Here is a 24530-nt window from a genome sequence, read left to right as displayed (position 1 = left end):
TGTCCCCGCCCCGTATACTCTAAAGGGTTATGTGGGACGTGCTTGTGGTGGGCGGTGGACCTTCGGGCCTTTCTGCGGCCCTTTTCCTGGCCCGGGCGGGCCTGAAGACCTTGGTTCTGGATGGCGGGCGCTCCCAGGTCCTCCAGGTGAGCCAGGTGCCCAACTACCCTGGGCTTCTGGACGAGCCCTCGGGAGAAGAGCTCCTCGCCCGCTTGAGGGCCCACGCCGAGCGCTACGGGGCCGAGGTGCGCCGGGGGGTGGTGAAGGGGGTCAGGGACCTGGGCGGGGTGTTTGAGGTGGAGACGGAGGAGGGCGTGGTGGAGGCGGAAAGGCTTCTCCTTTGCACCCACAAAGACCCCACCCTCCCCTCCCTCCTGGGCCTTAACCGCAAGGGCACCTTCATTGACACCGACGAGGGGGGGCGCACCAGCTACCCCCGGGTCTACGCCGCCGGGGTGGCCCGGGGCAAGGTGCCGGGCCACGCCATCGTGAGCGCCGGGGACGGGGCCTACGTGGCGGTGCACCTCATCTCCGACCTGCGGGGCGAGCCCTACAAGGACCACGCCAAGTAGGGCCTTCCCTTTCTCATCCTTCCCCCGTAGGGTGGGGAAGGTATGCTCCGGCGCCTCCTCTCCCTCACCCGCCCCCTTTACTGGTACTACGAGCGCCGCCTCCTGAAGGAGGTGAAGGGGGGGCCCATGCCCCGGCACCTGGGCCTCATCCTGGACGGGAACCGCCGCTACGCCAAGGCCTTGGGGCTTTCCCCCACCAAGGGGCACGAGTTCGGGGTGCACAAGGCCTACGAGGTCCTGGAGTGGTGCCTGGAGATGGGCATCAGGACGGTTACCGTCTGGGTCTTCTCCACGGACAACTTCAACCGCCCCCCGGAGGAGGTGGAGGAGCTCATGCGCCTCTTCGTGCGGGAGGCGGAAAGGATGGCGGAGGACCACCGGATCCTGGAGCACCAGGTGCAGGTGCGGGTGATCGGGCGGCGGGAGGGGTTTTCCGAGGAGGTGCTCAGGGCCCTTGAGCGCCTGGAGGAAAGCACCCGCCACCACCAGGGCATGGTGCTCAACATCGCCATGGGCTACGGGGGGCGGGAAGAGATTGTGGATGCGGTGAAGAGGCTTCTCCTCGAGGCCGAGGAAAAGGGGCTTAGCCCGGGCCAGGTGGCGGCCTCCCTCACCCCCGAGGAGATCGCCCAAAGGCTTTACACCGCCGGGCTTCCCGACCCCGACTTCATCATCCGCACCTCGGGGGAGATAAGGCTTTCGGGGTTTTTGCTCTGGCAGTCCGCCTACTCCGAGTTCTACTTCGCCGATGTGCTCTGGCCGGAGTTTCGCAAGATTGACTTCCTGCGCGCCCTAAGGAGCTACCAGGCCCGGGAGCGCCGGTTCGGGCGTTGACAAAATGCGGGGCTTCGTATACCCTTACAGGCAAGATGCTGGCCCGTGCGAAAAAACTCGGCCGCCGGGGGGTAGGATAGCCCTCTAAGGGTACCTTATCCCCCGGCCCGAGTTCGGGCCGGTTTTCTTTTTAGGGAGGGGCGCATGCGGGAATGGAAGATTATAGACTCTACGCTTCGGGAAGGCGAGCAGTTTGAGCGGGCGAACTTTTCCACGGAGGACAAGATTGAGATCGCCAAGGCCCTGGACGAGTTCGGCGTGGAGTATATAGAGGTCACCACCCCCATGGCCTCCCCTCAGTCCCGCAAGGATGCGGAAGTCTTGGCCTCCTTGGGCCTAAAGGCCAAGGTGGTGACCCACATCCAAACCCGCCTGGATGCGGCCAAGGTGGCGGTGGAAACCGGGGTGCAAGGGATTGACCTCCTCTTCGGCACCAGCAAGTACCTACGGGCGGCCCACGGCCGGGACATCCCCCGCATCATTGAGGAGGCGCGGGAGGTGATCGGCTACATCCGGGAGCACGCCCCCCACGTGGAGGTGCGCTTCTCCGCCGAGGACACCTTCCGCTCGGACGAGCACGACCTCCTGGCGGTGTACGAGGCCATCGCCCCCTATGTGGACCGGGTGGGCTTGGCGGACACCGTGGGTGTGGCCACCCCGAGGCAGGTCTACGCCTTGGTGCGGGAGGTGCGGCGGGTGGTGGGGCCCAACGTGGACATAGAGTTCCACGGCCACAACGACACGGGTTGCGCCATCGCCAACGCCTACGAGGCCATTGAGGCGGGGGCCACCCACGTGGACACCACCATCCTGGGCATTGGGGAAAGGAACGGCATCACCCCCTTAGGCGGGTTCCTCGCCCGCATGTACACCCTGCAGCCCGAGTACGTGCGGCGGAAGTACAAGCTGGAGATGCTCCCCGAGCTAGACCGCATGGTGGCCAGGATGGTGGGGATAGAGATCCCCTTCAACAACTACATCACCGGGGAGACGGCCTTCAGCCACAAGGCAGGGATGCACCTCAAGGCCATCTACATCAACCCCGAGGCCTACGAGCCCTACCCCCCCGAGGTCTTTGGGGTCAAGCGCAAGCTCATCATCGCCTCCAAGCTCACGGGCCGGCACGCCATCAAGGCGCGGGCGGAGGAACTCGGCCTCCACTATGGGGAGGAGGAGCTTCACCGCATCACCCAGCACATCAAGGCCTTGGCGGACCGGGGGCAGCTCACCTTGGAGGAGCTAGACCGCATCCTCAGGGAGTGGATCACGGCATGAGCCTAAAGGCGGCGGAACTCTTCTTCGGTGAGGCCTATCTGTTGCAGGATTTTCTTAAAGGTTCCCTTGGGCAGCTCTCCGCTGTGGAAGGGTACCACCACCATACGCCCATCGGGATGCGTATAAAGGCGGTGGCTCCCTTTACCCATCCGTTCGGTAAAGCCCAGGCGTTTGAGCTTGCGAGCCACCTCCTCTGGCCTAGGCGGCATCCACGCTTACCTCGGCTACCTGGACATCGGCGGGCAGGGGTTGTCCCTCCGACCGGAGGAAGGTTAGAACCAGTTCCAGGGCTTCCTTGGCACGGGCCAAAGCCTCTTCGGGAGTTTGGCCGAAGGAATGCGCCTGGGGTAGGGCGGGGAACTCGGCGATCCAGTACCCTGGGCTTTCTGGGTCCTCGTAGACGAGGGCCGTGTACTTGGGCATACCCTCATTATAGGAGGTGGGCATGGGCTTAACCCTAGCGGAAAAGATCCTCTCCCACAAGGCAGGGCGCCAGGTACGGGCGGGGGAACTGGTGGTGGTGGAGGTGGACCAGGTGATGGTGGTGGACTCCATCGCCGGGAGCTTCTTCAAGCGCCTAGCGTACCTGGAAGCCACCCCCCGCTACCCCGAGCGGGTTTCCATCGTCATAGACCACGTGGCCCCTGCGGCCAACCTGGAGGTGGCCAAGGCCCAGAAGGAGATCCGGGAGTGGGGCAGGCGGCACGGCATCCGGGTCTTTGACGTGGGGCGGGGGGTGTGCCACCAGGTCCTCGTGGAGGAGGGCCTGGCCCAGCCCGGCTGGATCGTGGTGGGCTCGGACTCCCACTCCACCACCTACGGGGCTGTGGCGGCCTTCGGCACGGGCATGGGGGCCACGGACATCGCCCTTGCGGCGGCTTCGGGCCGCACCTGGCTAAAGGTGCCGGAGAGCGTCAAGGTGGTCTTCCGGGGAAAGCTTGCTAAAGGGGTCACGGCCAAGGACGCCGCCCTAGAGATGGTCCGCCTCCTCACCGCGGAAGGGGCCACCTACATGGCGGTGGAGATCCACCTGGTGGACGGGGCAGAAAGCCTTTCCCGTGGGGAGCGCATGACCCTGGCCAACCTCACGGTGGAGGCGGGGGCCAAGGCGGGCCTTGTGGTGCCGAGCGGGGAGATCCTGGAGATGTACCAGGTGCCCGAGTGGCTTTACCCCGACCCCGACGCCCAGTACGCCCGGGAGGTGGAGATTGACCTCTCCGCCCTCACCCCCAGGGTTTCCGTGCCCTTCTACGTGGACAACGTGCACGAGGTGGCGGCGGTGAAGGGGAAGCGGGTGGACCAGGTCTTCATCGGCACCTGCACCAACGGGCGCATAGAGGACCTGAGGGCGGCGGCGGAGGTGCTAAAGGGCAGGAAGGTGGCTCCTTGGGTGCGGCTCCTCGTGGTGCCCGCTTCCAGCCAGGTCCTGGAGGAGGCGGCCAAGGACGGCACCCTTCTCACCCTCCTCGAGGCCGGGGCCACCATCGGCACCCCGGGGTGCGGCCCCTGCATGGGGCGGCACATGGGGGTCCTGGCCCCCGGGGAGGTGTGCGTCTCCACCTCCAACCGCAACTTCCGCGGGCGCATGGGAGCCCCGGACGCCGAGATCTACCTGGCAAGCCCCCGGGTGGCGGCGGCGAGCGCCGTGGCCGGGTACCTCACCACCCCGGAGGAGCTGGAGGTGGCCCATGCCTAGGGTGTGGAAGTTCGGCGACCAGATCAACACGGACGATATCCTTCCCGGGAAGTACGCCCCCTTCATGGTGGGGGAGGACCGCTTCCACCAGTTTGCCTTCGCCCACCTAAGGCCCGGGTTCGCCCAGGAGGTCCGCCCGGGGGACATCCTGGTCTTCGGCCGGAACGCCGGGCTAGGCTCTAGCCGGGAGTACGCCCCCGAGGCCCTCAAGCGCCTGGGGATACGGGCGATCATCGCCAAGAGCTACGCCCGCATCTTCTTCCGCAACCTGGTGAACCTGGGCATCGTTCCCTTTGAATCGGAGGAGGTGGTGGATGCGCTAGAGGACGGCGACGAGGTGGACCTGGACCTGGAAAGGGGGGTTTTGCGGAAGGGCGACCAGAGCTTCGCCCTCCGTCCCCCGCCCCCGTTCCTCCTGGAGGCGCTCAAGGAGGGTTCGCTCCTGGACTACTACAAGAAGCACGGGCGCTTCCCGGGGGAGTAAACTTTGGGCATGGAGGACCTAGAGATCGTCTGTCCGGTGTGCGGCGAGGCCAGCGTGGTGTTGGCCGAGGACCTGGAGACCCTCGAGGTGGGGGACGTCCTGGAGTGCGAGGCCTGCGGGGCCTTCTTGGAGGTGGTTTCCCTGGACCCCTTGGAGGTGGAGGTGACGGAGGAGGGCCTGGAAGGCTTCTTCGTGGACTGCCCCCGTTGCGGCTACACCTTTGAGGTGTCCGAGGAGGACCAGGGCCAAGAGGTGCAGTGCCCCGAGTGCGGCTTTGGCTTTGTCCCCGACTGGAGCGAGGTGGAAGAGGAGGACGAGGAATGGTAGCTACTTGTCCCGAGTGCGGTGCGGAGATTCGCCTGGAGAACCCGGAGCTTGGCGAGCTTTTGGTTTGCGAGGACTGCGGGGCGGAGCTGGAGGTGGTGGGGCTAGACCCCTTGCGCCTGGAGCCCGCCCCCGAGGAGGCGGAGGACTGGGGCGAGTGAGGCCCTGAGGACCTAGGGGAAGGCTTCCTGGCCTTCCCCCTTTTCTGAACCATGCTGGCCATCCTGTACGACCGCATTCGCCCCGACGAGAAGATGCTCTTTGAAAGGGCCGAGGCCCTGGGCATTCCCTACAAGAAGGTCTACGTTCCCGCCCTGCCCATGGTCCTGGGGGAAAGGCCCAAGGAGCTGGAGGGGGTCACGGCGGCCCTGGAGCGGTGCGTGAGCCAAAGCCGGGGCCTGGCCGTGGCCCGTTACCTTACCGCCCTGGGCATCCCCGTGGTGAACCGGCCCGAGGTGATGGAAACCTGCGGGGACAAGTGGGCCACCAGCGTGGCCCTGGCCCGCGCCGGGGTGCCCCAGCCCAGGACCGCCCTCCTCACGGACACCGAAGAGGCCTTAAAGCTCATGGAGGCCTGGGGCTACCCCGTAGTCCTCAAGCCCGTCATCGGGAGCTGGGGCCGGCTCCTCGCTAAGATTACGGACCGGGAGGCGGCGGAGGCCATTTTGGAGCACAAGGAGGTCCTGGGGGGCTTCCAGCACCAACTCCTCTACCTGCAGGAGTACGTGCGGAAGCCCGGACGGGACATCCGGGTCTTCGTGGTGGGGGAGAGGGCCATCGCCGCCATCTACCGCAAAAGCCCCCACTGGATCACCAACACCGCCCGGGGCGGCCAGGCGGAGAACTGCCCCCTCACCGAGGAAATCGCGGAGCTTTCCGTGCGGGCGGCCGAGGCTGTGGGGGGCGGGGTGGTGGCCATTGACCTCTTTGAGTCCGAGCGGGGGCTTTTGGTGAACGAGGTGAACCACACCATGGAGTTCAAGAACTCCGTGCACACCACGGGGGTGGACATCCCCGGGGAGATCCTGCGCTACGCCTGGGAGGTGGCCCGTGGATAGGAAGACCGTTTCCATCGTGGGGGCCTCGGGGTACGCCGGAGGGGAGTTTTTGCGCCTGGCCCTTTCCCACCCCTACCTGGAGGTGAAGCAGGTGACCTCGAGGCGCTTCGCCGGCGAGCCCGTGCACTTCGTCCACCCCAACCTCAGGGGGAGAACGAACCTCAAGTTCATCCCCCCGGAGAAGCTGGAGCCCGCCGACATCCTGGTCCTGGCCCTGCCCCACGGGGTCTTGGCCCGGGAGTTTGACCGCTACGCCGCCCTGGCCCCCATCCTCATAGACCTCTCCGCCGACTTCCGGCTTAAGGACCCGGAGCTCTACCGCAGGTACTACGGGGAGCACCCCCGGCCCGACCTCCTGGGGCGCTTCGTCTACGCCGTGCCCGAGCTTTACCGGGAGGCCCTTAAGGAGGCGGACTGGATGGCCGGGGCCGGGTGCAACGCCACCGCCACCCTGCTCGGCCTCTACCCCCTCTTGAAGGGCGGGGTGCTCAAGCCCACCCCCATCTTCGTGACCCTCCTCATCTCCACCTCCGCCGCCGGGGCCGAGGCCACCCCGGCGAGCCATCACCCGGAGCGGGCGGGGTCCATCCGGGTTTACAAGCCCACAGGCCACCGCCACACCGCCGAGGTGGTGGAAAACCTCCCGGGCCGCCCCGAGGTCCACCTCACCGCCATCGCCACCGACCGGGTTCGGGGCATCCTCATGACCGCCCAGTGCTTCCTGCAGGACGGCTGGAGCGAAAGGGACGTGTGGCAGGCCTACCGCGAGGCCTACGGGGCCGAGCCTTTCGTCCGCCTAGTGAAGCAGAAAAAGGGCGTCCACCGCTACCCCGACCCCCGCTTCGTCCAGGGCACCAACTACGCCGACATCGGCTTTGAGCTGGAGGAGGACACGGGCAGGCTGGTGGTCATGACGGCCATTGACAACCTGGTGAAGGGCACCGCCGGCCACGCCCTCCAGGCCCTCAACATCCGCATGGGCTGGCCGGAGACCCTGGGCCTGGACTTCCCCGGGCTCCACCCTTAAGGAGGCGCCATGATCGTGGTCAAGGTGGGCGGTGCCGAGGGCATCAACTACGAGGCGGTGGCCAAGGATGCGGCCTCCCTCTGGCGGGAGGGCGTGCGGCTCATCCTGGTCCATGGGGGGAGCAGCGAGACCAACAAGGTGGCGGAGGCCTTGGGCCACCCGCCCCGCTTCCTCACCCACCCCGGGGGGCAGGTGAGCCGCCTCACGGACCGCAGGACCCTGGAGATCTTTGAGATGGTCTACTGCGGCCTGGTGAACAAGCGCCTGGTGGAGCTTTTGCAACGGGAAGGGGCGAACGCCATTGGGCTTTCCGGTTTGGACGGGAGGCTTTTTGTGGGCCGCAGGAAGACCGCGGTGAAGTACGTGGAAGACGGCAAAATCAAAATCCACCGCGGGGACTACACGGGCACGGTGGAGGAGGTGAACCGGGCCCTTCTGGACCTCCTTCTGGGGGCGGGCTACCTTCCCGTGCTCACCCCACCCGCCCTAAGCTACGAGAACGAGGCCATCAACACGGACGGGGACCAGATCGCCGCCCTCCTCGCCACCACCTACCAGGCGGAGGCCTTGGTGTACCTCTCCAACGTGCCGGGGCTTCTCGCCCGCTACCCCGACGAGGGGAGCCTGGTGCGGGAAATCCCCGTGGACCGGGTGGAGGACCCCGAGTACCTGGCCCTGGCGCAGGGGCGGATGAAGCGCAAGGTCATGGGGGCGGTGGAGGCGGTGCGGGGCGGGGTGAAGCGGGTGGTCTTCGCCGACGCCCGGGTGGAAAACCCCATCCGGCGCGCCCTGGCCGGGGAAGGCACCGTGGTACGCTAGGCCCATGGCGCGCTTTGCCCTGGTCCTCCACGGCCACCTTCCCTACGTGCGGGCCCACGGGATGTGGCCCTTTGGGGAGGAGACCCTCTACGAGGCCATGGCCGAAACCTACCTGCCCCTTCTTCGGGCCTTGGAAAGGCTTTGGCAGGAAGGGGTGGAGGCCCGCTTTACCCTGGGCATCACGCCCATTCTGGCGGAGCAACTGGCGGACGCCCGCATCCGGGAAGGCTTTGTCGCCTACGCCCGCGACCGCCTGGAAAGGGCCCAAGGGGACTACCTCCGCTACCAGGGCACGGATCTGGAGAAAAGCGCCCGCCACCAGGTGGGGTTTTGGGAGCTAACCCTAGACCACTTCCATGCCCTTTCCGGGGAGATCCTCCCCGCCTTCCGCCGGGCCCAGGACCGGGGCCAGGTGGAGCTCATCACCTCCAACGCCACCCACGGCTACTCGCCCCTTTTGGGCTACGACGAGGCCCTTTGGGCCCAGATCAAGACCGGGGTGGCCACCCACCGCCGCCACTTCGCCCAGCACCCCACGGGGTTTTGGCTGCCCGAGATGGCCTACCGCCCCAAAGGGTTTTGGAAGCCCCCGGTGGAGGGTCCCCCGGAGGGGCTCAGGGCCGGGGTGGACGAGCTTTTGATGCGGGCTGGGATCCGCTACACCTTTGTGGACGCCCACCTGGTGCAAGGGGGAAGGCCCCTTGCCCCATACGGAGAGGCTAGCGCAGGGCCGGTGGAGAGCGGGGAAGCCACCTTTTACGTGCACGAGCTGGAGTCGGGGCTTAGGGTGCTCGCCCGCAACCAGGAGACGGCCCTGCAGGTCTGGAGCGCCGACTATGGCTACCCCGGGGAGGGGCTATACCGGGAGTTCCACCGCAAGGACCCCCTGTCCGGCCTCCACCACTGGCGGGTGACCCACCGCAAGGCGGACCTCGCCGCCAAAGCCCCCTATGACCCCGAGGCGGCCTTCGCCAAGGTGCGGGAGCATGCGGCCCACTTCGTGGGCCTGGTGGGGCGGCTTGCCCAGGGGCACCCGGAAGGGGTGATCCTCGCTCCCTACGACGCCGAGCTTTTCGGCCACTGGTGGTACGAGGGGGTGGCGTGGCTGGAGGAGGTGCTTCGCCTTCTGGCCCGGGAAGAAGGGGTGAAGGCGGTGACGGCCAAGGAGGCGGTCCAGGGGCCTGCCCTCCGCACCGCCTTGCCCGAGGGGTCCTGGGGCCGGGGTGGGGACCACCGGGTCTGGCTCAACGGGGCCACCTTGGACTACTGGCGGCAGGTGTACCGGGCGGAGGGGGCCATGCGGGAGGCGGTGCGGCGCGGGGTTTTGCCCCCAAAGGTCCTGCAGCAGGCCATGCGGGAGCTCCTCCTCCTGGAGGCCTCCGACTGGCCCTTCCTCATAGACACCGGCCAGGCCCGGGAGTACGCGGAGGAGCGGTATAAGGCCCATGCGGAGCGGTTCTTCCGCCTCCTCCAGGGGGTTTCCCCGGAGGAGCTTAAGGCCTTGGAGGAAGAGGACAACCCCTTCCCCGAGGCCGAGTATCGGCTTTACCTGGGCCTCGAGGGGTAGGATAAGGCCGTGGTCCGGCATGCCATCGTGCAGTTCCGGCCGGAAAAGGGGCGGATCCGGGAGAGCCTTGGCCGTCTGGCCGAAGCCCTCCGCCTCCTAAAGCCCCACGCCCCTGAGGTGGTGGTCCTGCCCGAGGCCGCCCTCACGGGGTACTTCCTGCAAGGGGGGGTGCGGGAGCTCGCCCTCACCCGGTACGAGCTATTGGAACTCCTCTCCCAGGTGTACAAGGAGGTGGGGTGGGAGGGGCTTTTGGACGTGGTGGTGGGGTTTTACGAGCGGGACGAGGGGGCTTACTACAACAGCGCCGCCTACCTAGAGCTTCCCCACCGGGTGGTCCACGTGCACCGCAAGGTCTTCCTCCCCACCTACGGGGTTTTTGACGAGGAGCGCTACCTGGCCCGGGGCCGGCGGGTGGAGGCCTTCAACACCCGCTTCGGCCGGGCGGCCATCCTCATCTGCGAGGACTTTTGGCACTCCGTCACCGCCACCATCGCCGCCTTGGACGGGGCGGAGGTCATCTACGTGCCGGCGGCGAGCCCGGCCCGGGGCTTCCAAGGGGAGCGGCCGGAGAACGTGGCCCGCTGGCGGACCCTGGCCCAGGCGGTGGCGGCGGAGCACGGGGTGTACGTGGTCCTGGCGAGCCTGGTGGGGTTTGAGGCGGGGAAGGGGATGAGCGGGGGGAGCTTGGTGGCGGGCCCGGAGGGGCGGATCCTGGCCGAGGCCCCCCTTTTTGAGGAGGCGGCCCTCCTCTTTGCCCTGGACCGGGAGCGGATCCCCCCGGTGCGCTACGATAGCCCCCTCCTCTCCGACCTCGAGGCGGGCCTTCCCCTTCTCCTCCAAGACCTCACCCGGGTCCTAAGCGGGAGGCGGCATGAAGCTCCTTGAGGCCCCAAAGGCGCACGAGGTGTTGGAGCTCAACTGGCCCCTGGTGGCGGACTTCCTCACCCGCTTCCTCCGGGAGGAGCTCGCCTGGCGGGGCTACGGGAAGGCCATCGTGGCGGTTTCGGGAGGGGTGGACTCCGCCACCACCTTGGCCTTGGCGGTGAGGGCCTTGGGGCCAGGGAACGTCCACGCCCTCTTCCTGCCCCACAGGGACTCGAGCCCCCTTTCCCGGGAGCACGCCTACCTGGTGGCGGCAACCTTCGGCGTGGCCCTGGAGGAGGTGGACATCACCCCCATGGTGGAGGGGTACGCCGCCCTAACCCCCGACCTCACCCCCCACCGGAAGGGGAACGTCATGGCCCGGGCCCGCATGATCGTCCTCTTTGACAAGTCCGAGGCCTACAAGGCCCTCCCCTTGGGCACGGGCAACAAGACGGAAAGGCTTTTCGGCTACTTCACCTGGCACGGGGACGACACCCCTCCGGTGAACCCCTTGGGCGACCTCTACAAGACCCAGGTGTGGCGCCTGGCGGAGTACCTGGGGGTGCCGGAGGCGGTGGTGAAAAAGCCCCCCACCGCTGACCTCATCCCCGGCCAGACGGACGAGGCGGACCTGGGGGTGCGCTACCTGCGGGCGGACGTGATCCTGGAGCACTACCTCAAGGGCTACCCGGACGCCTACATCCTAAGCCTCGGCTACACCGAGGAGGAGCTAAAGCGGGTGAAGGAGCGGGTGAACCGCACCCACTGGAAGCGGGCCCTGCCCACCGTGGCCCTCCTTTCCTCCACGGCCATCGGGGAGTTCTACCTGAGGCCCTTGGACTATAGGCTTTGAGCATGGCGCGCCAAGTGGGCAAAGCGGGAAAGACGCTTTCTAGAAAGCTCTGGCGGGTGGCCGGGGTTTTGCTGGGCTTTGGGTTTTTGGTCTGGCTCTTGGTAAAGCTCTTGGTCCCCTGGGCGGGGTTTTTGGCGCTACCCGTGGCGGTTCTGGTGGTGGCCAGACTCCTCCAGGACAAGGAGGTGGAGCGGGCGGTGGTGGCCAATGCCCGGGGCTACCTCGGGGAGGCCCGTGTGGGCCAGGTCCTGGCCGGCCTCCCCTCCACCTGGCGGGTCTTCCATGACGTGGACCTGGGTGGGGAGAACGCCGACCACGTGGTGGTGGGACCGCCTGGGGTCTTCAACGTGGAGGTCAAGAACTATACCGGCAAGATCCGGGCCACCCCCAAGGGCCTTTGGATCCGGGGGGAGCGCCGGGATGACCTCGTCCGCCAGGCTTGGCGCCAGGCGCATAAGCTCCGGGAGCTTTTGGGGGTGGAGGTGGAGCCCCTTCTGGTCTTTGTGAGCGGGGAGTTGGAGGGCCGCCAAGTGGGCCGGCTTCCCGTGCTCCGCCCCGAGGAGGCGGTGCCCTACCTCAAAGGACTTCCCCCCCGCTTGGGCTTTGCCGAGGCGCAAAGGATAGCCCAGGTTTTGGAAAGGAAGGTGAAGTGATGGAGGACGCGGCCTTGCGGGCTTACCTGGAGAAGGCCCGGACCATCGCCGTCCTGGGCGCCCACAAGGACCCTTCCCGCCCCGCCCACTACGTGCCCAGGTACCTGTGGGAGAGGGGCTACCGCATCCTGCCCGTAAACCCCCGCTTCGCCGGGGAGGTGCTCTTTGGGGAAAAGGTGGCGGCGAGCCTAGGGGAGCTTTCGGAGGGCGTGGACCTTCTGGACGTCTTCCGCCCCCCTTCCGCCCTCATGGGGCACCTGGAGGAAATCCTGGCCCTGAGGCCCGGCCTCGTCTGGCTCCAGTCCGGCATCCGCCACCCGGCCTTTGAGGAGGCCCTGAAGGGGGCCGGCATACCCGTGGTGGCGGACCGCTGCCTCATGGTGGAGCACAAGCGCCTCTTTAGGGGCCCCATTCCCTTGCCGTGAGGCTTCAGGAGGTCCTCCTCGCCTGGTACCGGGAAAACGCCCGCTCCCTGCCCTGGCGGGGGGAGAAGGACCCCTACCGCATCCTGGTTTCCGAGGTCCTCCTGCAACAGACCCGGGTGGCCCAGGCCATCCCCTACTACCACCGCTTTTTGGCCCGTTTCCCCACCCTAAAGGCCTTGCGGGAAGCGCCTTTGGAGGAGGTCCTCAAGGCGTGGCAGGGGGCAGGGTATTACCGCCGGGCGGAGAACCTTCACCGCTTGGCCCAAGCGGTGGAGGCCCTTCCCAAAAGCTTCGCCGAGCTCCAGAAGCTTCCCGGCCTAGGCCCCTACACGGCGGCGGCGGTGGCCTCCCTGGCCTTTGGGGAGCGGGTGGCGGCGGTGGACGGGAACGTGCGCCGGGTGCTCTCCCGCCTCTTCGCCCGGGAAAGCCCTTCCCCAAAGGAGCTCTTGGCCCTGGCGGGGGGGCTTCTCCCCGAGGGGGAGGACCCCGGGGAGTGGAACCAGGCCCTCATGGAGCTTGGGGCCACGGTCTGCCTTCCCCGGAAACCCCTTTGCCCCGCCTGCCCCCTAAAGGCCTTCTGCCAGGGCCAGGGGGCTTGGGAGCGCTACCCGAGGCCGAGGCGGCGGGAAGTGCCGGAGGAGCGGCTTGCCGCCTTGGTCCTTTGGGGCGAAGGGGGCGTCTATTTGGAGCGGCTTTCGGGGCGTTTCCGGGGGCTTTACGGGGTCCCCCTTTTCCCGGAGGAGGAGCTTGGGGCTAGGGCCCAGGCCTTTGGCGTGGCCCCCCGGTACCTCGCCGAGGTGCGCCACGCCCTCACCCACCGGCGGCTTCGGGTAAAGGTCTACGGGGCCCTTTGGGAAGGGGTGGGGGAGGACCCCAAGGCGAGGCCCCTACCCAAGCTCGTGGAGAAGGTGCTGGGCAAGGTGCTTCCCCTCCTCGCTCATGCGGGCGTAGTCCCCTTCCCCGACGCAAAGCCCCACGGCGTAGAGCCCCGCTAGGCGCTTGAGCCGGAAGGTTTCCGCTTCCCACTCCTCCGGGTGGAAGGCGTGGTAGCGCACCCGGTAGCCGGGGGTGGTGGGGGTTTCCGGGACCGCGCCCTCCCTTTCCACGAAGCGGAAGCCCAGGGCCCTAAGCGCCTCAAAGAGGTCGGGGTAGCTGGCCTCGGAGAGCCTTCCCGCCTCCTCCTCCACCTCCCCCAGGAAAAGCCGGGCCCCGAGGAAGCTTCCCACGGCGAGGACCACCCGCTCGGCCAGGGCCGGGGGGCCCTCCCAGGTCCGCACCCCCACCGCCCGCCCTCCCTCCAGGAGGAGGTCCGTGGCCGTGGCCTGGAAGAGGTGGAGGCGGGGTTCGGCCTCGAGGAGGTACTTGGCCCGGGCGTGGAAGGCCCAGACCCGCTCGTCCTTAGGGTCGTAGGCCTTTTCCAGGAGGCTTTCTGGGGGAAAAGGGGGCTTTGGGGGAAGGAAGGGCATCATCACCGAGTCCAGGCTCTGGGTGAGGAGGCCCACCTCCACCCCGGCCCGGGCCAGGTGCCAGGCGGCCTCGGCCCCGGCGAACCCCGCCCCCACGATGAGAACCTGATAGCGGCGCATGGCTCAACAAAAAGGCCCTCCGAGAGGAGGGCGCGCTGGCGGGCCGTGAAGGACTCGAACCTCCAACCCCCGGTTTTGGAGACCGGTGCTCTGCCAATTGAGCTAACGGCCCCCGCCTTGGGGATTGTAGCACACCCTAGCGGCCAAGGGGAAGGGGGCGGTGGGGTAAAATCGTTCCATGCCCCGCCTCCTTGTGGCCGTGGCCCTTTGCCTTCTGGCCTTCGCCCAAGAGGCCACCCACCGGGTGGCGCCCGGGGACACCCTCTTCTCCATCGCCCGGCGCTACGGGACCACGGTGGAGGAGCTCATGCGGCTGAACGGGCTAGAGAGCTTCCTCATCCGGCCCGGCCAGGTCCTGAAGGTGAAGCCGGGGGAAAGCCCCCCTTCCCCGACCCACACCGTGGCCCCGGGGGACACCCTTTTCTCCCTTGCCCGGCGGTATGGGACCACGGTGGAGGAACTCATGCGCTTGAACGGCCTCGCCTCCCCCGAGCTCAAGGTGGGCCAGGTGCTTAGGCTTCCCGCCAAAGCGGAGGAGGTCCCGCCCGCCCAGGGGACGGGGGATACCCAAGGGGAAGGGGGAGGCGAAGAGGACTGGGACCCCGAAAGCCCCCTCCTTCGGGTGGTATTCCGCTACCTGGGGGTGCCCTACAAGTACGGGGCGAACTCCCCCTTGGCCCTGGACTGCTCCGCCTTCGTGGCCCAGGTGTACGCCGAGCTGGGCGTGTCCCTGCCCAGGACCACGAAAGAGCAGTACCAAGCCTTTTACCCCGTGGACACCCTGCGCCCGGGGGACTTGGTCTTCTTTAGCTTCGGGGGCAAGGAGGTGGACCACGTGGGGATCTACCTGGGCCGAGGGGTCTTCGCCCACGCCAGTAGCTACGGGAGCCGGGTGGTGGTGGAGAGCCTCGAGGCCCCCTTCTACCAGAAGGCCTACCGGGGGGCTAGGCGGGTGGTCCAGGAGGGGGGGCGCTAGGGCCAGTCGGGTACCTCTCCCCGCGCCTTCCTGAGGGCGGTGAGGAGGGCTTCTCCTGGCCTCCCTTCGCCCCGGAAGGCTTCCTGTTCCCGCTCCAGCCAGGCCTCGCCCGGGCGGAAGAGGACCCCTCGGGCCTCGGCCAAGGCCTCCTCCAAAAGGGCCCCGAAGGAGTAGAAGGGGGCGCCTTGGGGCAGGTCAGGGTCAAAGCCCTGGCGGCTCGCCGCCCGGCCATAGGGCCTTTCCCGCTCCTCCATGGTCCCCCCTTGGGCGAAGTAGCGCCTTAGCACCCGGTTCCAGTCCCCCACCCGGCTATAGGGGGCCATGGCCTGGTAGGCCCTTTCCAGGTCCTCCTCGGCGTAGGGGTGGTAGTGGTCCTCGTGGACCACGAGGTCCCGGGGAAGCCTGGGCCTTGGCGGGCCCTCCTCGTCGGGCACGCCCACGGCGAGCCCCGCCACGGGCAGGACCCCTGGGGGAAGCTTGAGGAGGTCAATGAGGGCCTCTATTCCGTTCAGTACCCCGCCGATGAAGCAGACCCCATACCCTAAGGCCTCCGCCGTGAGGGCCAGGTAGGCCCCAGCAAGCCCCGCATCCAGGATGGCGAAGTGGAGAGCGGTCCGGGGCCAAGGGGCCATGGCCTGGCCCCGGTGGGCGAGAAGCCTTTCCAGGCGGTGGATGTCCGCCAGGAGCACGAAGAACTCCGCCGCCTGCCGGATGTGCTCCTGCTCCCCGGAAAGCCTGGCGATGGTGTCCCGGAGCGCGGGATCTTTCACCCGGATGACGGAGTAGAGCTGGGCGCTGGCGTCCGTGGGGGCGCGCTGCAGGGCGAAAAGGAGCTTATTTAGGTCCCCCTCGGGAATGGGCTCGGGCTTGAAGCGGCGGACGCTCCGCCTTCGGGCGAGGACGGCCAAGAGGTCCACGGAGGCCAGGATACTACTTGGAGGGAAGCTCCATCCGCACCACCCTCCACCCGAAAAGCCCCTAGCCGAGCCCAAGCCAAGCCAGGTAGGCCCGCCACAGGGTTTCTCCAAAGAAGAAGGCCGCCACCCCCCCAAGGGCCAAATAGGGGCCGAAGGGGATTTTGCGTTGGCGGAAGAGGAGGCCCACCACGGCTCCGGCGAAGACCCCAAGGAAAAGGGCCAGGAAGGCGTAGGGCCCAAGCCAAGCCCCTAAGGCCCCAAGGAGCTTCACGTCCCCGTAGCCCATGGCCACGGGCTCCTCTTCCTCGCCCTCCGGCACCGGCCGGAAGGCCCAGTAAAGCCCCCCGGCCAGGGCCAGGCCCCCGGCGGCGAGGAGGGCCCCCTTAAGGCTTAGGAGGAAGTCCAGGTCCAGGGCGGGGGCGAGGAGGAGGGCGAGGGGCAGGAGGGGCAGGGTGAGGCGGTCGGGGAGGACCACGGGCTTCCCCGTTCGGGCGGAAAGGGCCCAGGTGAGGAAGGCCAGGGCCATCCCCACCCCGGGGCCCAAAAGCGCCCCGAAAAGGGCTGCCATATGCACCTGGTGGGGGCCCACGGGCACCTCCGCCCGGCCCTCTTGGAAGCGCCTCAGGAAGAGGTTGGCGTAGCCGGCGATGAGCCCAAGCCCCCCCGCCGCCAGGAGGGCCCCGTCCAGGGCTTCCCGGAAGGGAAGGGGAAAGGAGCGGAGCCAGGCGGAGAAGAGACCCAGGAAGAGGAGGCCGTAGGTGAGGGCATCGGGAAGCTCAAAGGTGTCCAGGTCAATGAAGGAAAGGGCCACCAGGAGGCCCAAGAAGGCGAAGACCAAAAGGGCTTCCACCGAGGGCGGGTAGAAGAGGGCGGCGAGGAGGAAAAGCCCCCCGGTTAGGCCCTCCACCAGGGGGTAGCGGGGGCTTATGGGCTTGCCGCAGTAGCGGCACCGCCCCTTAAGGGCCAGGTAGGAAAGGACGGGGACCAGGTCCATGGGGGAAAGCCGATGCCCGCAATGGGGGCAACGGGAAGGGGGGAAGGCGATGGACTCCCCTTTGGGCAGGCGGTGGATGACCACGTTGAGGAATGAGCCCACCACGAGGCCTAAGACCAGGGCGAAGAGGGGCCACATGGGGGCATTCTACGCACCCTGGGGTGGGGGGCGAAAGGCCTTTTGCCAAGCTTTCACGGCCCGGGTGTAGGATGCTTCCGTGACGCCGGAAACCGCTTACCAAAACCTCTTGGAGTTCCAAAGGGAAACCGCCTACCTGGCCTCCTTAGGGGCCTTGGCCGCCTGGGACCAACGCACCATGATCCCCAAGAAGGGGCACGAGCACCGGGCAAGGCAGATGGCCGCCCTGGCCCGGCTCCTCCACCAGCGCATGACCGACCCCCGGATCGGGGAGTGGCTGGAGAAGGTGGAGGGTTCTAGCCTGGTGCAGGACCCCTATTCGGATGCGGCGGTGAACGTGCGGGAGTGGCGCCAGGCCTACGAGAGGACCCGGGCCATTCCCGAAAGGCTTGCCGTGGAGCTTGCCCAGGCGGAAAGCGAGAGCGAAAGCTTCTGGGAAGAGGCGAGGCCCCGCAACGATTGGCAAGGTTTCCTCCCGTATCTGAAGCGGGTTTTCTCCCTCACCCAGGAGAAGGCAAAGATCCTCTATAGCCTTCCCCCCGCTCCTGGGGACCCGCCCTACGGGGAGGTCTACGACGCCCTTTTGGACGGGTACGAGCCGGGGATGCGCGTGGCGGAGCTTTTGCCCCTCTTCGCCGAGCTCAGGGAGGGATTGAAGAAGCTTCTGGACCAAATCCAGGGTAGCCCCAAGCGGCCCAGGACGGAGGTCCTCCACCGCCATTACCCCAAGGAGGCCCAGCGGGCCTTTGCCCTGGAGCTTCTTCAGGCGTGCGGGTATGACCTCGAGGCCGGCCGCCTGGACCCCACGGCCCACCCCTTTGAGATCTCCATCGGCCCCGGGGACGTGCGCATCACCACCCGGTACTTTGAGGACTTCTTCAACGCCGGCATCTTCGGCACCCTGCACGAGATGGGCCACGCCCTCTACGAGCAGGGCCTGCCCAAGGAGCACTGGGGCACCCCCAGGGGGGAGGCGGTCTCCTTGGGGGTGCACGAGTCGCAAAGCCGCACCTGGGAGAACCTGGTGGGCCGCTCCCGGGGCTTTTGGGAGCGCTTCTTCCCCCGGGCGAAGGAGGTCTTCCCCAGCCTCGCCGACGTGCACCTGGAGGAGTTCCACTTCGCCGTGAACGCCGTGGAGCCCTCCCTGATCCGGGTGGAGGCGGACGAGGTCACCTACAACCTCCACATCCTGGTGCGCCTGGAGCTCGAGGTGGCCCTCTTCCGGGGCGAGCTCGCCCTGGAAGACCTCTCCGAGGCCTGGGCGGAGAAGTACCGGGCCTACCTTGGGGTAGCGCCCAAGGACTACAAGGACGGGGTCATGCAGGACGTCCACTGGTCCGGGGGGCTTTTCGGCTACTTCCCCACCTACACCCTGGGCAACCTCTACGCCGCCCAGTTCTTCAAGAAGGCGGAGGCGGAGCTTGGGGCCTTGGAGCCCTTCTTCGCCCGGGGGGAGTTCCGCCCCTTTTTGGACTGGAGCCGGGCCAAGATCCACGCCGAGGGGAGCCGCCTCCGCCCCAAGGCCCTGGTGGAGCGGGTGACCGGGGAGGCCCCAAGCGCCAAGCCCTTCCTCGCCTACCTGGAGCGCAAGTTCAGCGCCCTTTACGGCCTCTGAGGCCAGGCGGGGAGGAGGGCGAAGGCCAGGAGGCCGCTTGCCACCCACAAGGCCCCCTCTCCCCGGCCCAGGGCCTCGGCCCCCAGGCCCGCCAGGGCCGGGCCTAAGGCTTGGCCCAGGGCGAAGGCTGCCGTGGAAAGCCCCATGGCCCTAGGCCAGGCGGAAGGGGGGAGGAGGGCGCGGAAGGCCTGGGTGATGGCGGTGATGACCCCCAGGAAGGAGAGGCCAAAGAGGAAGGCGCTAAGCCCGGGAAGCCCTTGGGCCAAGGGGGGTAAGCTTCCCAGAAAGAGCACCAGGAGTACGTGGAATAGCCCCCGCCTCCCCCCCACCCGCTCCACCCAGGGGCCCCAGACCACCCCCGTGAGGAGGGCCCCCAGGCCGAGGAGGGTGAATAGCAGGGTCCAGTCCCCCACCGCCGTGGTCACGAAGGTCATGTAGCCGATGTACCCCGCCCCGTAAAGGCCGTAGGCCAGGAGGAGGGGGAGGATGGGCCTGAGGCTTCCCTCCCCCCGGGCGGGGGGCGGGGGTTCCTTGAGCGCTCCCCAGGCGGCGAGGGGGGCTAGGGAGAGGAGAAAGCCCCCAAGGCCAAGCCGCCCGAAGGCCCCTTCCGGCGTGTCCGCCCCCAGGAGGAGCCAAGGGGCGAGGAGGATGCCAAGGCCCACCCCGCCGTAGTAGGCGCCCAAGGCCCGGCCCGTACCCCCAAGGGCCATGAGCAGGGCAGCCCCGCCCACGAAGACCAGAGCCCCGAGCGCGCCCTGGAGAAGCCTCAGGCCAAAGGCCCAGGTGTAGCCCCCCGCCCCGGTGAGGGCAAGGACCCCTCCTTGAAGGAGGAGAGCCAGGAAAAACCCCCTTCGGTAGCCGAGCCATGCCAGAAGGCGGTGGCTAAAGAGGGCCCCCAGGAAGTAGCCCAAGGTGTTGGCGCTACCCAAAAGCCCCCCCTGGGCGTAGGAAAGCCCCCAGGCGGCCTGCATGAGGGGGAGGACCAAAGCGTAAGCGAAGCGCCCAAGGCCCAGGGCCACCCCTGGCCCCAGGGCGAGGAGGAGGGCTTTAGTAGCCATGGAGAAGCCCAAGCCGCTTGGCCCGGCGCACCGCCCCCTGGAAGAGGAGGACGCCCAAGCCCAAATAGGCGAGCCCGTTGAGAAAGGCAAGGCCTAAGGCCCCGGGGTCCAAGGGCGCGCCCTCCGCCAGCATCCCCCGGGCCAGGGCCGCCCCCGGGGCCAAGGGCAGGAGGGCGAAAAGCCCCTTGCCCGGAGCCTGGAGGAGGAAGAGGAGGAGGAACTGGGAAAGCCCCAGAAGCTGGCCCACCCGTTTGTAGAGGAGGGCAAGGCTACCCATGGCGAAGCCTAGGCCATAGCCGCCCAAAAGCACCGCCAGGAAGGGGAGGACCACCCCAGGGGCGAAGGCCAGGCGGGCCCCGGTGAGGGCCATGAGCACCAGGGCGATGAGGAAGACCAAGAGCCCCTGGGAAAGGAGTCCCGCCAAGTTCCGCACCAGAAAGAGGGGGATGGGGCCATAGGGGGTGAGGAAGACCTGCTCCAGGGTGCCCGTCTGAGCTTCCTCCATGAGGCCGAAGGAAAGGCCGTTGTAAGCGGATAGGGCAAAGGTCCAAAGGAGGTAGCCCACCAGGACCGCTTCCAGCCTTCCCCCGAACTCCGCCCCCGGTCCCGCCAGGAAGCGGGCGCCCAGGAAGAGGAGGTAGAAGATGAGGCTCAGGGTGACCACCGCCCCCAAAAGCTCCAAAGGATAGCGGCGGAGGTAGAGGAGGCTTCGCCAAAACTCGGCCAGGAAAAGTTCAAGCATGGCCCACCACCTTTAAGAAGACCTCCAAGAGGTCCGCTTCCGCCTTGGCCACGCGCTTTAGGGGGAGGGGCTTTAGGACGTCCAGCACGGCCCAAAGGGCCTTTCCATCCCCCCGGAAGAGGAAAGGCCCCTCCCCTTCCACCCCCAAGGCCCGAAGCCTTGCGAGCACGGCCTCTGGGAGGGGGGCTTCCACCTCCAGCACGTAGTGGTCCCCGGCGAAGCGGGCGAGGAGGGCGTCCTTTTCCTCCTCCAGCACCACCTCCCCCCGGTGGATGATGGCGATGCGGTCCGCCAGGGCCTCGGCCACCTCCAGCTGGTGGGTGGTGAGGAGGATGGCCTTGCCGCTTTGGGCAAGGGCGCGAACCTTTGCCCGCACCAAAAGGGCGGTTTCCACGTCCAGGCCCAGGGTGGGTTCGTCCAAAAGGAGCACCTCCGGGTCGTGGATGAGGGCCTGGAGGAGGGCGAGCTTCTGTTGCATGCCCCGGGAGAGGTGGCGCACCTCGGTGTGGGCCTTTTCCAAAAGGCCGTACTCCTCCAAAAGGGCCAAGGCCCGCTTCCTGGCGGCTCCAAGCCGAAGCCCCCGGGCCACGCCGAAATAGACCAGGTTCTCCAAGGGCGTAAGCCGCCAGTAGACGTTGCGGTTTCCCTCCAGCACCGCCCCCAGGTGGCGGAGGGCCCAAGGGTTCTGGAAGGGGTCTTGCCCCAAAAGGCGCACCTCCCCCGCATCGGGTAGGAGGAGGCTTGCCAGCATCTTCACCGTGGTGGTCTTGCCGGCCCCGTTTTTGCCCAAGAAGGCCAGGACCTCTCCGGGGCGCAGGGCGAGGCTTACGTGGTGCACTGCGGTTAGGGACCCGAAGCGCTTCACGAGCCCCCGGGCCTGGAGGAGGGGTTCCATGGCCCTAGTCTAAAGGGCGCACCGGCCCGTGGCCCGGGTAAACGAGGCGGGCGCCCTTGGCCCGGAGGGAGGCCCAGCTTTGTAAAGCCGAGGGGTTGTTCCAAGCCCCTTCCTCCGGAGGCAGGTCCCCGGTGAAGGCCCGGCCGTCGTCCAGCAAAAGGGAAACGCAGTGGTCCGTGTGCCCTGGGGTGGGGAGAATCTCCCCCGGGATGCCCAAGGAGGCCAGGAAAGCCCGGCTTTCGGCGAAGGAGAGCAGGCGGTTGCCCGCAGGCTGGATCGCGCGGTAGCGGTCCTGGGGTTTGGCGAAGCGCTTCATGAGGGGAATGGCTTCCACCTGGCTTTCCATGACCAAAAGGGTCATCCCCGCTTCCTTGAGCTCCTGGGCCAGGCCTGCGTGGTCTATGTGGTAGTGGGTGGCGAGGCCGAAGCGCACCTCCTTTAGGTCTACGCCCACCCGTCTTAGCGCCACTTTTAGGGCGCCGAAGGTGCCAGGCCAGCCCAGGTCCACCAAAAGGCGGACCGGTCCTTGGCCGATGAGCCAGTAATGGGTGGAGCGGTAGCCCACGTCCAAGACGGGAATGTCGCTCACGGACGGCTCCAGCGCTCGGCGTCCCGCTTTTGGTACTTCTCCATGGCCTTGCGGAAGGCCTCCTCCAGGTCAATCCCTTCCCGGTTGGCCAAGGAGATGAGGACGAAAAGGAGGTCGGCCAATTCCTCCGCCAAATCCCCTTCCGCCTCTCCCGGCTTGGGCTTCTTGCCGTGGCGGTGGGCCAGGACCCGGGCTACCTCCCCAAGCTCCTCCGCCAGGCGGGCGAGCATGAGGAGGGGCGGGAAGTAGCCCTCCTTGAACTGGGAGATCCAGGCGTCCACCTGGCGTTGCGCCTCCTTGAAGGTGAGGGGCTCCATGCCCCAAGCGTACAATGCCCCCATGCGGGCCCTTGCCCTCATCGCCCACGATGCCAAGAAGGAGGAGATGGTGGCCTTCTGCCGGAGGCACCGGGAGCTCCTCGCCCGCTTTGCCCTGGTGGCCACGGGCACCACGGGCAGGCGGATAGAGGAGGCCACGGGGCTTAAGGTGGAAAAGCTCCTTTCCGGGCCCCTGGGTGGGGACCAGCAGATGGGGGCCCGGGTGGCGGAAGGGCGGATCCTGGCGGTTTTCTTCTTCCGCGACCCCCTCACCGCCCAGCCCCACGAGCCCGATGTCCAGGCCCTCCTGCGTGTCTGCGACGTGCACGGGGTGCCCCTCGCCACCAACCCCACGGCGGCGGAGGCCCTCATCCCCTGGCTTCGGACCCTGGTGGGGGGCTAGAGGCTCTTGCGGTAGGCCAAGGCCTCGGCCACGTGGGCCTCCTCCACCCGTTCCGCCCCCATGAGGTCGGCGATGGTGCGGGCTACCCGCAAGAGGCGGTCGTAGCTCCTTGCGGAAAGGAGCATCTTCTTGGCGGCGGATTGCAGAAGGGCCTCGGCGCCGGGGGTGAGGCGCACCTGCTCCCGCAGGGCCTTGCCGGCGAGTTCCCCGTTGGGCCTTCCCTGGCGGGCGAGCATCCTTTCCCGGGCCCTATAGACCCTTTCCCGCACGGCCTCGGTGCTTTCCCCTTCGGGGGCGCGGGCGAGCTCTAGGGGGGTGAGGCGGGGGACCTCCACCACCAGGTCAAAGCGGTCCAAGAGGGGTCCGGAGATCCTGCCGGCGTAGCGTTGCCGGGCGGAGGGGGTGCAGGTACAGGGCCTTTCCGGGTCCCCGTACCAGCCGCAGGGGCAGGGGTTCATGGCGGCCACCAGGAGGAAGCGGGCGGGGAAGGTGAGGCTTGCCCGGGCCCGGGCCACGGTGACCACCCCGTCCTCCAGGGGTTGGCGGAGGGCCTCGAGGGCGTCCCGGGAGAACTCGGGAAACTCGTCCAAAAAGAGCACGCCCCGGTGGGCCAGGGAAACCTCCCCTGGCTTGGGGATGGCCCCGCCCCCGATGAGCCCGGCGTAGCTCACCGTGTGGTGGGGGGCGCGGAAGGGGGGCGTGCGGAGGAGGCCCTTGACGGGTTTGCCGGCGGCGGAGTGGATGCGGGTGACCTCGAGGGCGGCCTCCCGGGGGAGGGGAGGGAGGAGGAAAGGAAGGCGCCTCGCCAGCATGGTCTTCCCCGAGCCCGGGCTTCCCACCATGAGGAGGTGGTGGTACCCGGCGGCGGCGATCTCCAGGGCCCGTTTGGCCTTGGCCTGGCCCTTCACGTCCCTGAGATCCAGGACCTCTAGGGCCTCCAGGGGGTCTTTGGGCGCCAGGGGGGAAAGGGCTTCCTCCCCCTTTAGGTGGGCCACGGCCTCGGCCAAGGTCTCCGTCCCCAGGGCCACCACGCCCTCCACCAGGGCCGCTTCCTTGGCGCTTTCCTTGGGGAGGAGGAGGGCCTTCCCCTCCGCCAGGGCGCCCAGGGCCAGGTTCACCGCCCCCGGCACGGGGCGGAGCGTCCCGTCCAGCCCCAGTTCCCCCGCCACGGCGAGGCCCGCCAGGGCCTCGAGGGGCACCACCCCTTGCGCCGCCAAAAGCCCCAGGGCGATGGGAAGGTCAAAGTGGCTCCCCTCCTTCTTGAGCTCCGCCGGGGCCAGGTTCACCACCACCCGGGCCTGGGGGTAGGGGAAGCCAGCGTTTTTTAGGGCGGCCCGGACCCTTTCCCGGCTCTCCTCCACCGCCTTGTCCGGAAGGCCCACCAGGGCGTAGGAGGGAAGCCCGGGGCTAACATCCACCTCCACGGTCACGGGAACTGCGTCCAGGCCGAAAAGGGTGTAGCTTCGCACCTGGGCTAGCATGTAAGGAGTTTAACAGGGGTTTGTTAACCCAAGTTGCCACCTATCCCCGGCTTTGAAACCATAGCGGCCGGTATGCTTTCGCGCATCATACCGGCCCTCTGCATAGACGATGCCCTCCAAGCCCTGGGCCACCGGGATGACCCCCAAGCCAAGACCCCCGCATCCGCCATCCTCACCCTGGCCAGCTTGGCCGCCATGGAACGGGGAGGCAAGCACAACAAAGCCCTGGCCCTCGCCAAAGACCTGAAGCGCTTCAGCCACATCCCCTCCCCAAGCCGCTTCCACCGCAGGCTCCACGCCCTCTCCCCCCTCCTCCTGCTCCCTGCAAAGCTCCCACCCATCCGGCCCGACTGGCCTGACCGGGTGGC

At 67.8% G+C, this 24530-nt stretch carries 30 protein-coding genes, 1 tRNA gene and 1 pseudogene; 20 read left to right on the top strand and 12 right to left on the bottom strand.

Features of this window, described 5'->3' with window-relative positions; translation table 11 throughout:
• Positions 1–29 precede the first annotated feature (29 nt).
• From LXN00_RS06400 to lysS, 3 genes are all read left to right on the top strand, one after another.
• Entirely contained in the window at positions 30–572 is a 543-nt protein-coding gene (locus tag LXN00_RS06400) for an FAD-dependent oxidoreductase (RefSeq protein WP_234506464.1), read from the top strand.
• 42 nt (positions 573–614) lie between these two features.
• Positions 615–1406 carry an isoprenyl transferase gene (locus LXN00_RS06395; protein WP_234506461.1) on the top strand — a complete coding sequence of 264 codons (792 nt, stop codon included), beginning with the start codon at positions 615–617 and terminating at the stop codon, positions 1404–1406.
• A gap of 144 nt (positions 1407–1550) precedes the next feature.
• Complete coding sequence (gene lysS / locus LXN00_RS06390) at positions 1551–2681, top strand: homocitrate synthase (protein WP_234506459.1); 1131 nt, start codon at positions 1551–1553, stop codon at positions 2679–2681.
• A 2-nt stretch (positions 2682–2683) separates the two neighbouring features.
• On the opposite strand, the gene LXN00_RS06385 is transcribed toward lysS, so the two are convergent.
• Both LXN00_RS06385 and LXN00_RS06380 read right to left on the bottom strand, forming a co-directional pair.
• Positions 2684–2890: a type II toxin-antitoxin system HicA family toxin gene (locus tag LXN00_RS06385; protein ID WP_234506456.1), complete on the bottom strand. Its 207-nt coding sequence runs from the start codon at positions 2888–2890 to the stop codon at positions 2684–2686.
• Positions 2880–3104: a type II toxin-antitoxin system HicB family antitoxin gene (locus LXN00_RS06380; RefSeq protein ID WP_234506451.1), complete on the bottom strand. Its 225-nt coding sequence runs from the start codon at positions 3102–3104 to the stop codon at positions 2880–2882. The genes LXN00_RS06385 and LXN00_RS06380 overlap by 11 nt, the downstream gene beginning before the upstream one ends.
• Before the next feature lie 22 nt (positions 3105–3126).
• On the opposite strand from LXN00_RS06380, the gene LXN00_RS06375 reads away from it, so the two are divergent.
• Genes LXN00_RS06375 through LXN00_RS06315 form a run of 13 tightly spaced genes read left to right on the top strand, consistent with a single transcriptional unit; the run spans position 3127 to position 13446 of the window.
• Positions 3127–4377: a 3-isopropylmalate dehydratase large subunit gene (locus LXN00_RS06375; protein WP_234506448.1), complete on the top strand. Its 1251-nt coding sequence runs from the start codon at positions 3127–3129 to the stop codon at positions 4375–4377.
• The gene (locus LXN00_RS06370; protein WP_234506446.1) at positions 4370–4861 is read left to right on the top strand and encodes a homoaconitate hydratase; all 492 of its coding nucleotides are present in this window, start codon (positions 4370–4372) and stop codon (positions 4859–4861) included. Before LXN00_RS06375 ends, LXN00_RS06370 begins: the two co-directional genes overlap by 8 nt.
• A gap of 9 nt (positions 4862–4870) precedes the next feature.
• The gene (locus LXN00_RS06365) at positions 4871–5188 is read left to right on the top strand and encodes a paraquat-inducible protein A (protein WP_234506444.1); all 318 of its coding nucleotides are present in this window, start codon (positions 4871–4873) and stop codon (positions 5186–5188) included.
• Positions 5182–5346: a lysine biosynthesis protein LysW gene (gene lysW / locus LXN00_RS06360; RefSeq protein WP_234506441.1), complete on the top strand. Its 165-nt coding sequence runs from the start codon at positions 5182–5184 to the stop codon at positions 5344–5346. The genes LXN00_RS06365 and lysW overlap by 7 nt, the downstream gene beginning before the upstream one ends.
• 51 nt (positions 5347–5397) lie before the next feature.
• Entirely contained in the window at positions 5398–6243 is an 846-nt protein-coding gene (gene lysX / locus LXN00_RS06355; RefSeq protein ID WP_234506439.1) for a lysine biosynthesis protein LysX, read from the top strand.
• Complete coding sequence (gene argC / locus LXN00_RS06350; protein ID WP_234506436.1) at positions 6236–7270, top strand: N-acetyl-gamma-glutamyl-phosphate reductase; 1035 nt, start codon at positions 6236–6238, stop codon at positions 7268–7270. The genes lysX and argC overlap by 8 nt, the downstream gene beginning before the upstream one ends.
• Positions 7271–7279: 9 nt before the next feature.
• Complete coding sequence (locus LXN00_RS06345; protein ID WP_234506433.1) at positions 7280–8089, top strand: [LysW]-aminoadipate kinase; 810 nt, start codon at positions 7280–7282, stop codon at positions 8087–8089.
• Between the two features lie 4 nt (positions 8090–8093).
• A complete protein-coding gene (locus tag LXN00_RS06340; RefSeq protein WP_234506430.1) occupies positions 8094–9656 on the top strand; it encodes a 1,4-alpha-glucan branching protein in 1563 nt (520 codons plus the stop codon).
• 9 nt (positions 9657–9665) lie between these two features.
• Positions 9666–10541: a nitrilase-related carbon-nitrogen hydrolase gene (locus tag LXN00_RS06335; protein ID WP_234506427.1), complete on the top strand. Its 876-nt coding sequence runs from the start codon at positions 9666–9668 to the stop codon at positions 10539–10541.
• The gene (locus tag LXN00_RS06330; RefSeq protein ID WP_234506424.1) at positions 10528–11373 is read left to right on the top strand and encodes an NAD+ synthase; all 846 of its coding nucleotides are present in this window, start codon (positions 10528–10530) and stop codon (positions 11371–11373) included. The genes LXN00_RS06335 and LXN00_RS06330 overlap by 14 nt, the downstream gene beginning before the upstream one ends.
• 2 nt (positions 11374–11375) lie before the next feature.
• Positions 11376–12026, top strand: coding sequence for a nuclease-related domain-containing protein (locus tag LXN00_RS06325; protein WP_234506421.1), 651 nt, complete (start codon positions 11376–11378; stop codon positions 12024–12026).
• A complete protein-coding gene (locus LXN00_RS06320) occupies positions 12026–12451 on the top strand; it encodes a CoA-binding protein (protein WP_234506419.1) in 426 nt (141 codons plus the stop codon). Before LXN00_RS06325 ends, LXN00_RS06320 begins: the two co-directional genes overlap by 1 nt.
• Positions 12448–13446, top strand: a complete 999-nt coding sequence (locus LXN00_RS06315; RefSeq protein ID WP_234506414.1) for an A/G-specific adenine glycosylase — start codon at positions 12448–12450, stop codon at positions 13444–13446. Before LXN00_RS06320 ends, LXN00_RS06315 begins: the two co-directional genes overlap by 4 nt.
• Here LXN00_RS06315 and LXN00_RS06310 read toward each other — a convergent pair.
• Positions 13339–14037 (bottom strand): FAD-dependent oxidoreductase, encoded by a 699-nt coding sequence (locus LXN00_RS06310; protein ID WP_234506412.1) that lies wholly within the window; start codon positions 14035–14037, stop codon positions 13339–13341. The two genes, LXN00_RS06315 and LXN00_RS06310, sit on opposite strands and share 108 nt — an antisense overlap.
• A gap of 36 nt (positions 14038–14073) precedes the next feature.
• Positions 14074–14149: transfer RNA gene (locus tag LXN00_RS06305), tRNA-Trp, on the bottom strand.
• Positions 14150–14215: 66 nt separating this feature from the next.
• On the opposite strand from LXN00_RS06305, the gene LXN00_RS06300 reads away from it, so the two are divergent.
• A complete protein-coding gene (locus LXN00_RS06300; RefSeq protein WP_234506408.1) occupies positions 14216–15013 on the top strand; it encodes a C40 family peptidase in 798 nt (265 codons plus the stop codon).
• Here LXN00_RS06300 and LXN00_RS06295 read toward each other — a convergent pair.
• Both LXN00_RS06295 and LXN00_RS06290 read right to left on the bottom strand, forming a co-directional pair.
• A complete protein-coding gene (locus LXN00_RS06295) occupies positions 15010–15930 on the bottom strand; it encodes a nitroreductase family protein (RefSeq protein ID WP_234506406.1) in 921 nt (306 codons plus the stop codon). The genes LXN00_RS06300 and LXN00_RS06295 overlap by 4 nt on opposite strands.
• A gap of 61 nt (positions 15931–15991) precedes the next feature.
• Positions 15992–17062 carry a prepilin peptidase gene (locus LXN00_RS06290; protein ID WP_234506403.1) on the bottom strand — a complete coding sequence of 357 codons (1071 nt, stop codon included), beginning with the start codon at positions 17060–17062 and terminating at the stop codon, positions 15992–15994.
• A gap of 79 nt (positions 17063–17141) precedes the next feature.
• On the opposite strand from LXN00_RS06290, the gene LXN00_RS06285 reads away from it, so the two are divergent.
• On the top strand, positions 17142–18677 hold the full coding sequence (locus LXN00_RS06285) for a carboxypeptidase M32 (RefSeq protein WP_234506400.1): 1536 nt from the start codon (positions 17142–17144) through the stop codon (positions 18675–18677).
• Here the strand turns inward: LXN00_RS06285 and LXN00_RS06280 are convergent.
• The 5 genes from LXN00_RS06280 to LXN00_RS06260 are packed head-to-tail and all read right to left on the bottom strand — an operon-like array spanning position 18665 to position 22278.
• On the bottom strand, positions 18665–19735 hold the full coding sequence (locus LXN00_RS06280; RefSeq protein ID WP_234506399.1) for a YbfB/YjiJ family MFS transporter: 1071 nt from the start codon (positions 19733–19735) through the stop codon (positions 18665–18667). The two genes, LXN00_RS06285 and LXN00_RS06280, sit on opposite strands and share 13 nt — an antisense overlap.
• Positions 19725–20477 (bottom strand): ABC transporter permease, encoded by a 753-nt coding sequence (locus LXN00_RS06275; protein WP_234506396.1) that lies wholly within the window; start codon positions 20475–20477, stop codon positions 19725–19727. Before LXN00_RS06275 ends, LXN00_RS06280 begins: the two co-directional genes overlap by 11 nt.
• Positions 20470–21372 (bottom strand): ABC transporter ATP-binding protein, encoded by a 903-nt coding sequence (locus tag LXN00_RS06270; protein ID WP_234506392.1) that lies wholly within the window; start codon positions 21370–21372, stop codon positions 20470–20472. The genes LXN00_RS06275 and LXN00_RS06270 overlap by 8 nt, the downstream gene beginning before the upstream one ends.
• A 4-nt stretch (positions 21373–21376) precedes the next feature.
• On the bottom strand, positions 21377–21961 hold the full coding sequence (locus LXN00_RS06265; protein WP_234506389.1) for an MBL fold metallo-hydrolase: 585 nt from the start codon (positions 21959–21961) through the stop codon (positions 21377–21379).
• Complete coding sequence (locus LXN00_RS06260) at positions 21958–22278, bottom strand: nucleotide pyrophosphohydrolase (RefSeq protein ID WP_234506385.1); 321 nt, start codon at positions 22276–22278, stop codon at positions 21958–21960. The genes LXN00_RS06265 and LXN00_RS06260 overlap by 4 nt, the downstream gene beginning before the upstream one ends.
• Positions 22279–22300: 22 nt before the next feature.
• Between LXN00_RS06260 and mgsA the strand changes: the two genes are divergently transcribed.
• Positions 22301–22681: a methylglyoxal synthase gene (mgsA, locus tag LXN00_RS06255; RefSeq protein ID WP_234506383.1), complete on the top strand. Its 381-nt coding sequence runs from the start codon at positions 22301–22303 to the stop codon at positions 22679–22681.
• Here mgsA and LXN00_RS06250 read toward each other — a convergent pair.
• Positions 22678–24162: a YifB family Mg chelatase-like AAA ATPase gene (locus LXN00_RS06250; protein ID WP_234506380.1), complete on the bottom strand. Its 1485-nt coding sequence runs from the start codon at positions 24160–24162 to the stop codon at positions 22678–22680. The two genes, mgsA and LXN00_RS06250, sit on opposite strands and share 4 nt — an antisense overlap.
• Before the next feature lie 72 nt (positions 24163–24234).
• Between LXN00_RS06250 and LXN00_RS06245 the strand changes: the two are divergent.
• Positions 24235–24480: pseudogene (locus LXN00_RS06245) on the top strand (IS982 family transposase); the annotation flags it as partial.
• Between the last annotated feature and the right edge of the window lie 50 nt (positions 24481–24530).

The sequence above is a fragment of the Thermus brockianus genome (assembly GCF_021462505.1).
Classification (GTDB): domain Bacteria; phylum Deinococcota; class Deinococci; order Deinococcales; family Thermaceae; genus Thermus; species Thermus hydrothermalis.
This window is presented reverse-complemented; position numbering and strand designations above follow the sequence as displayed.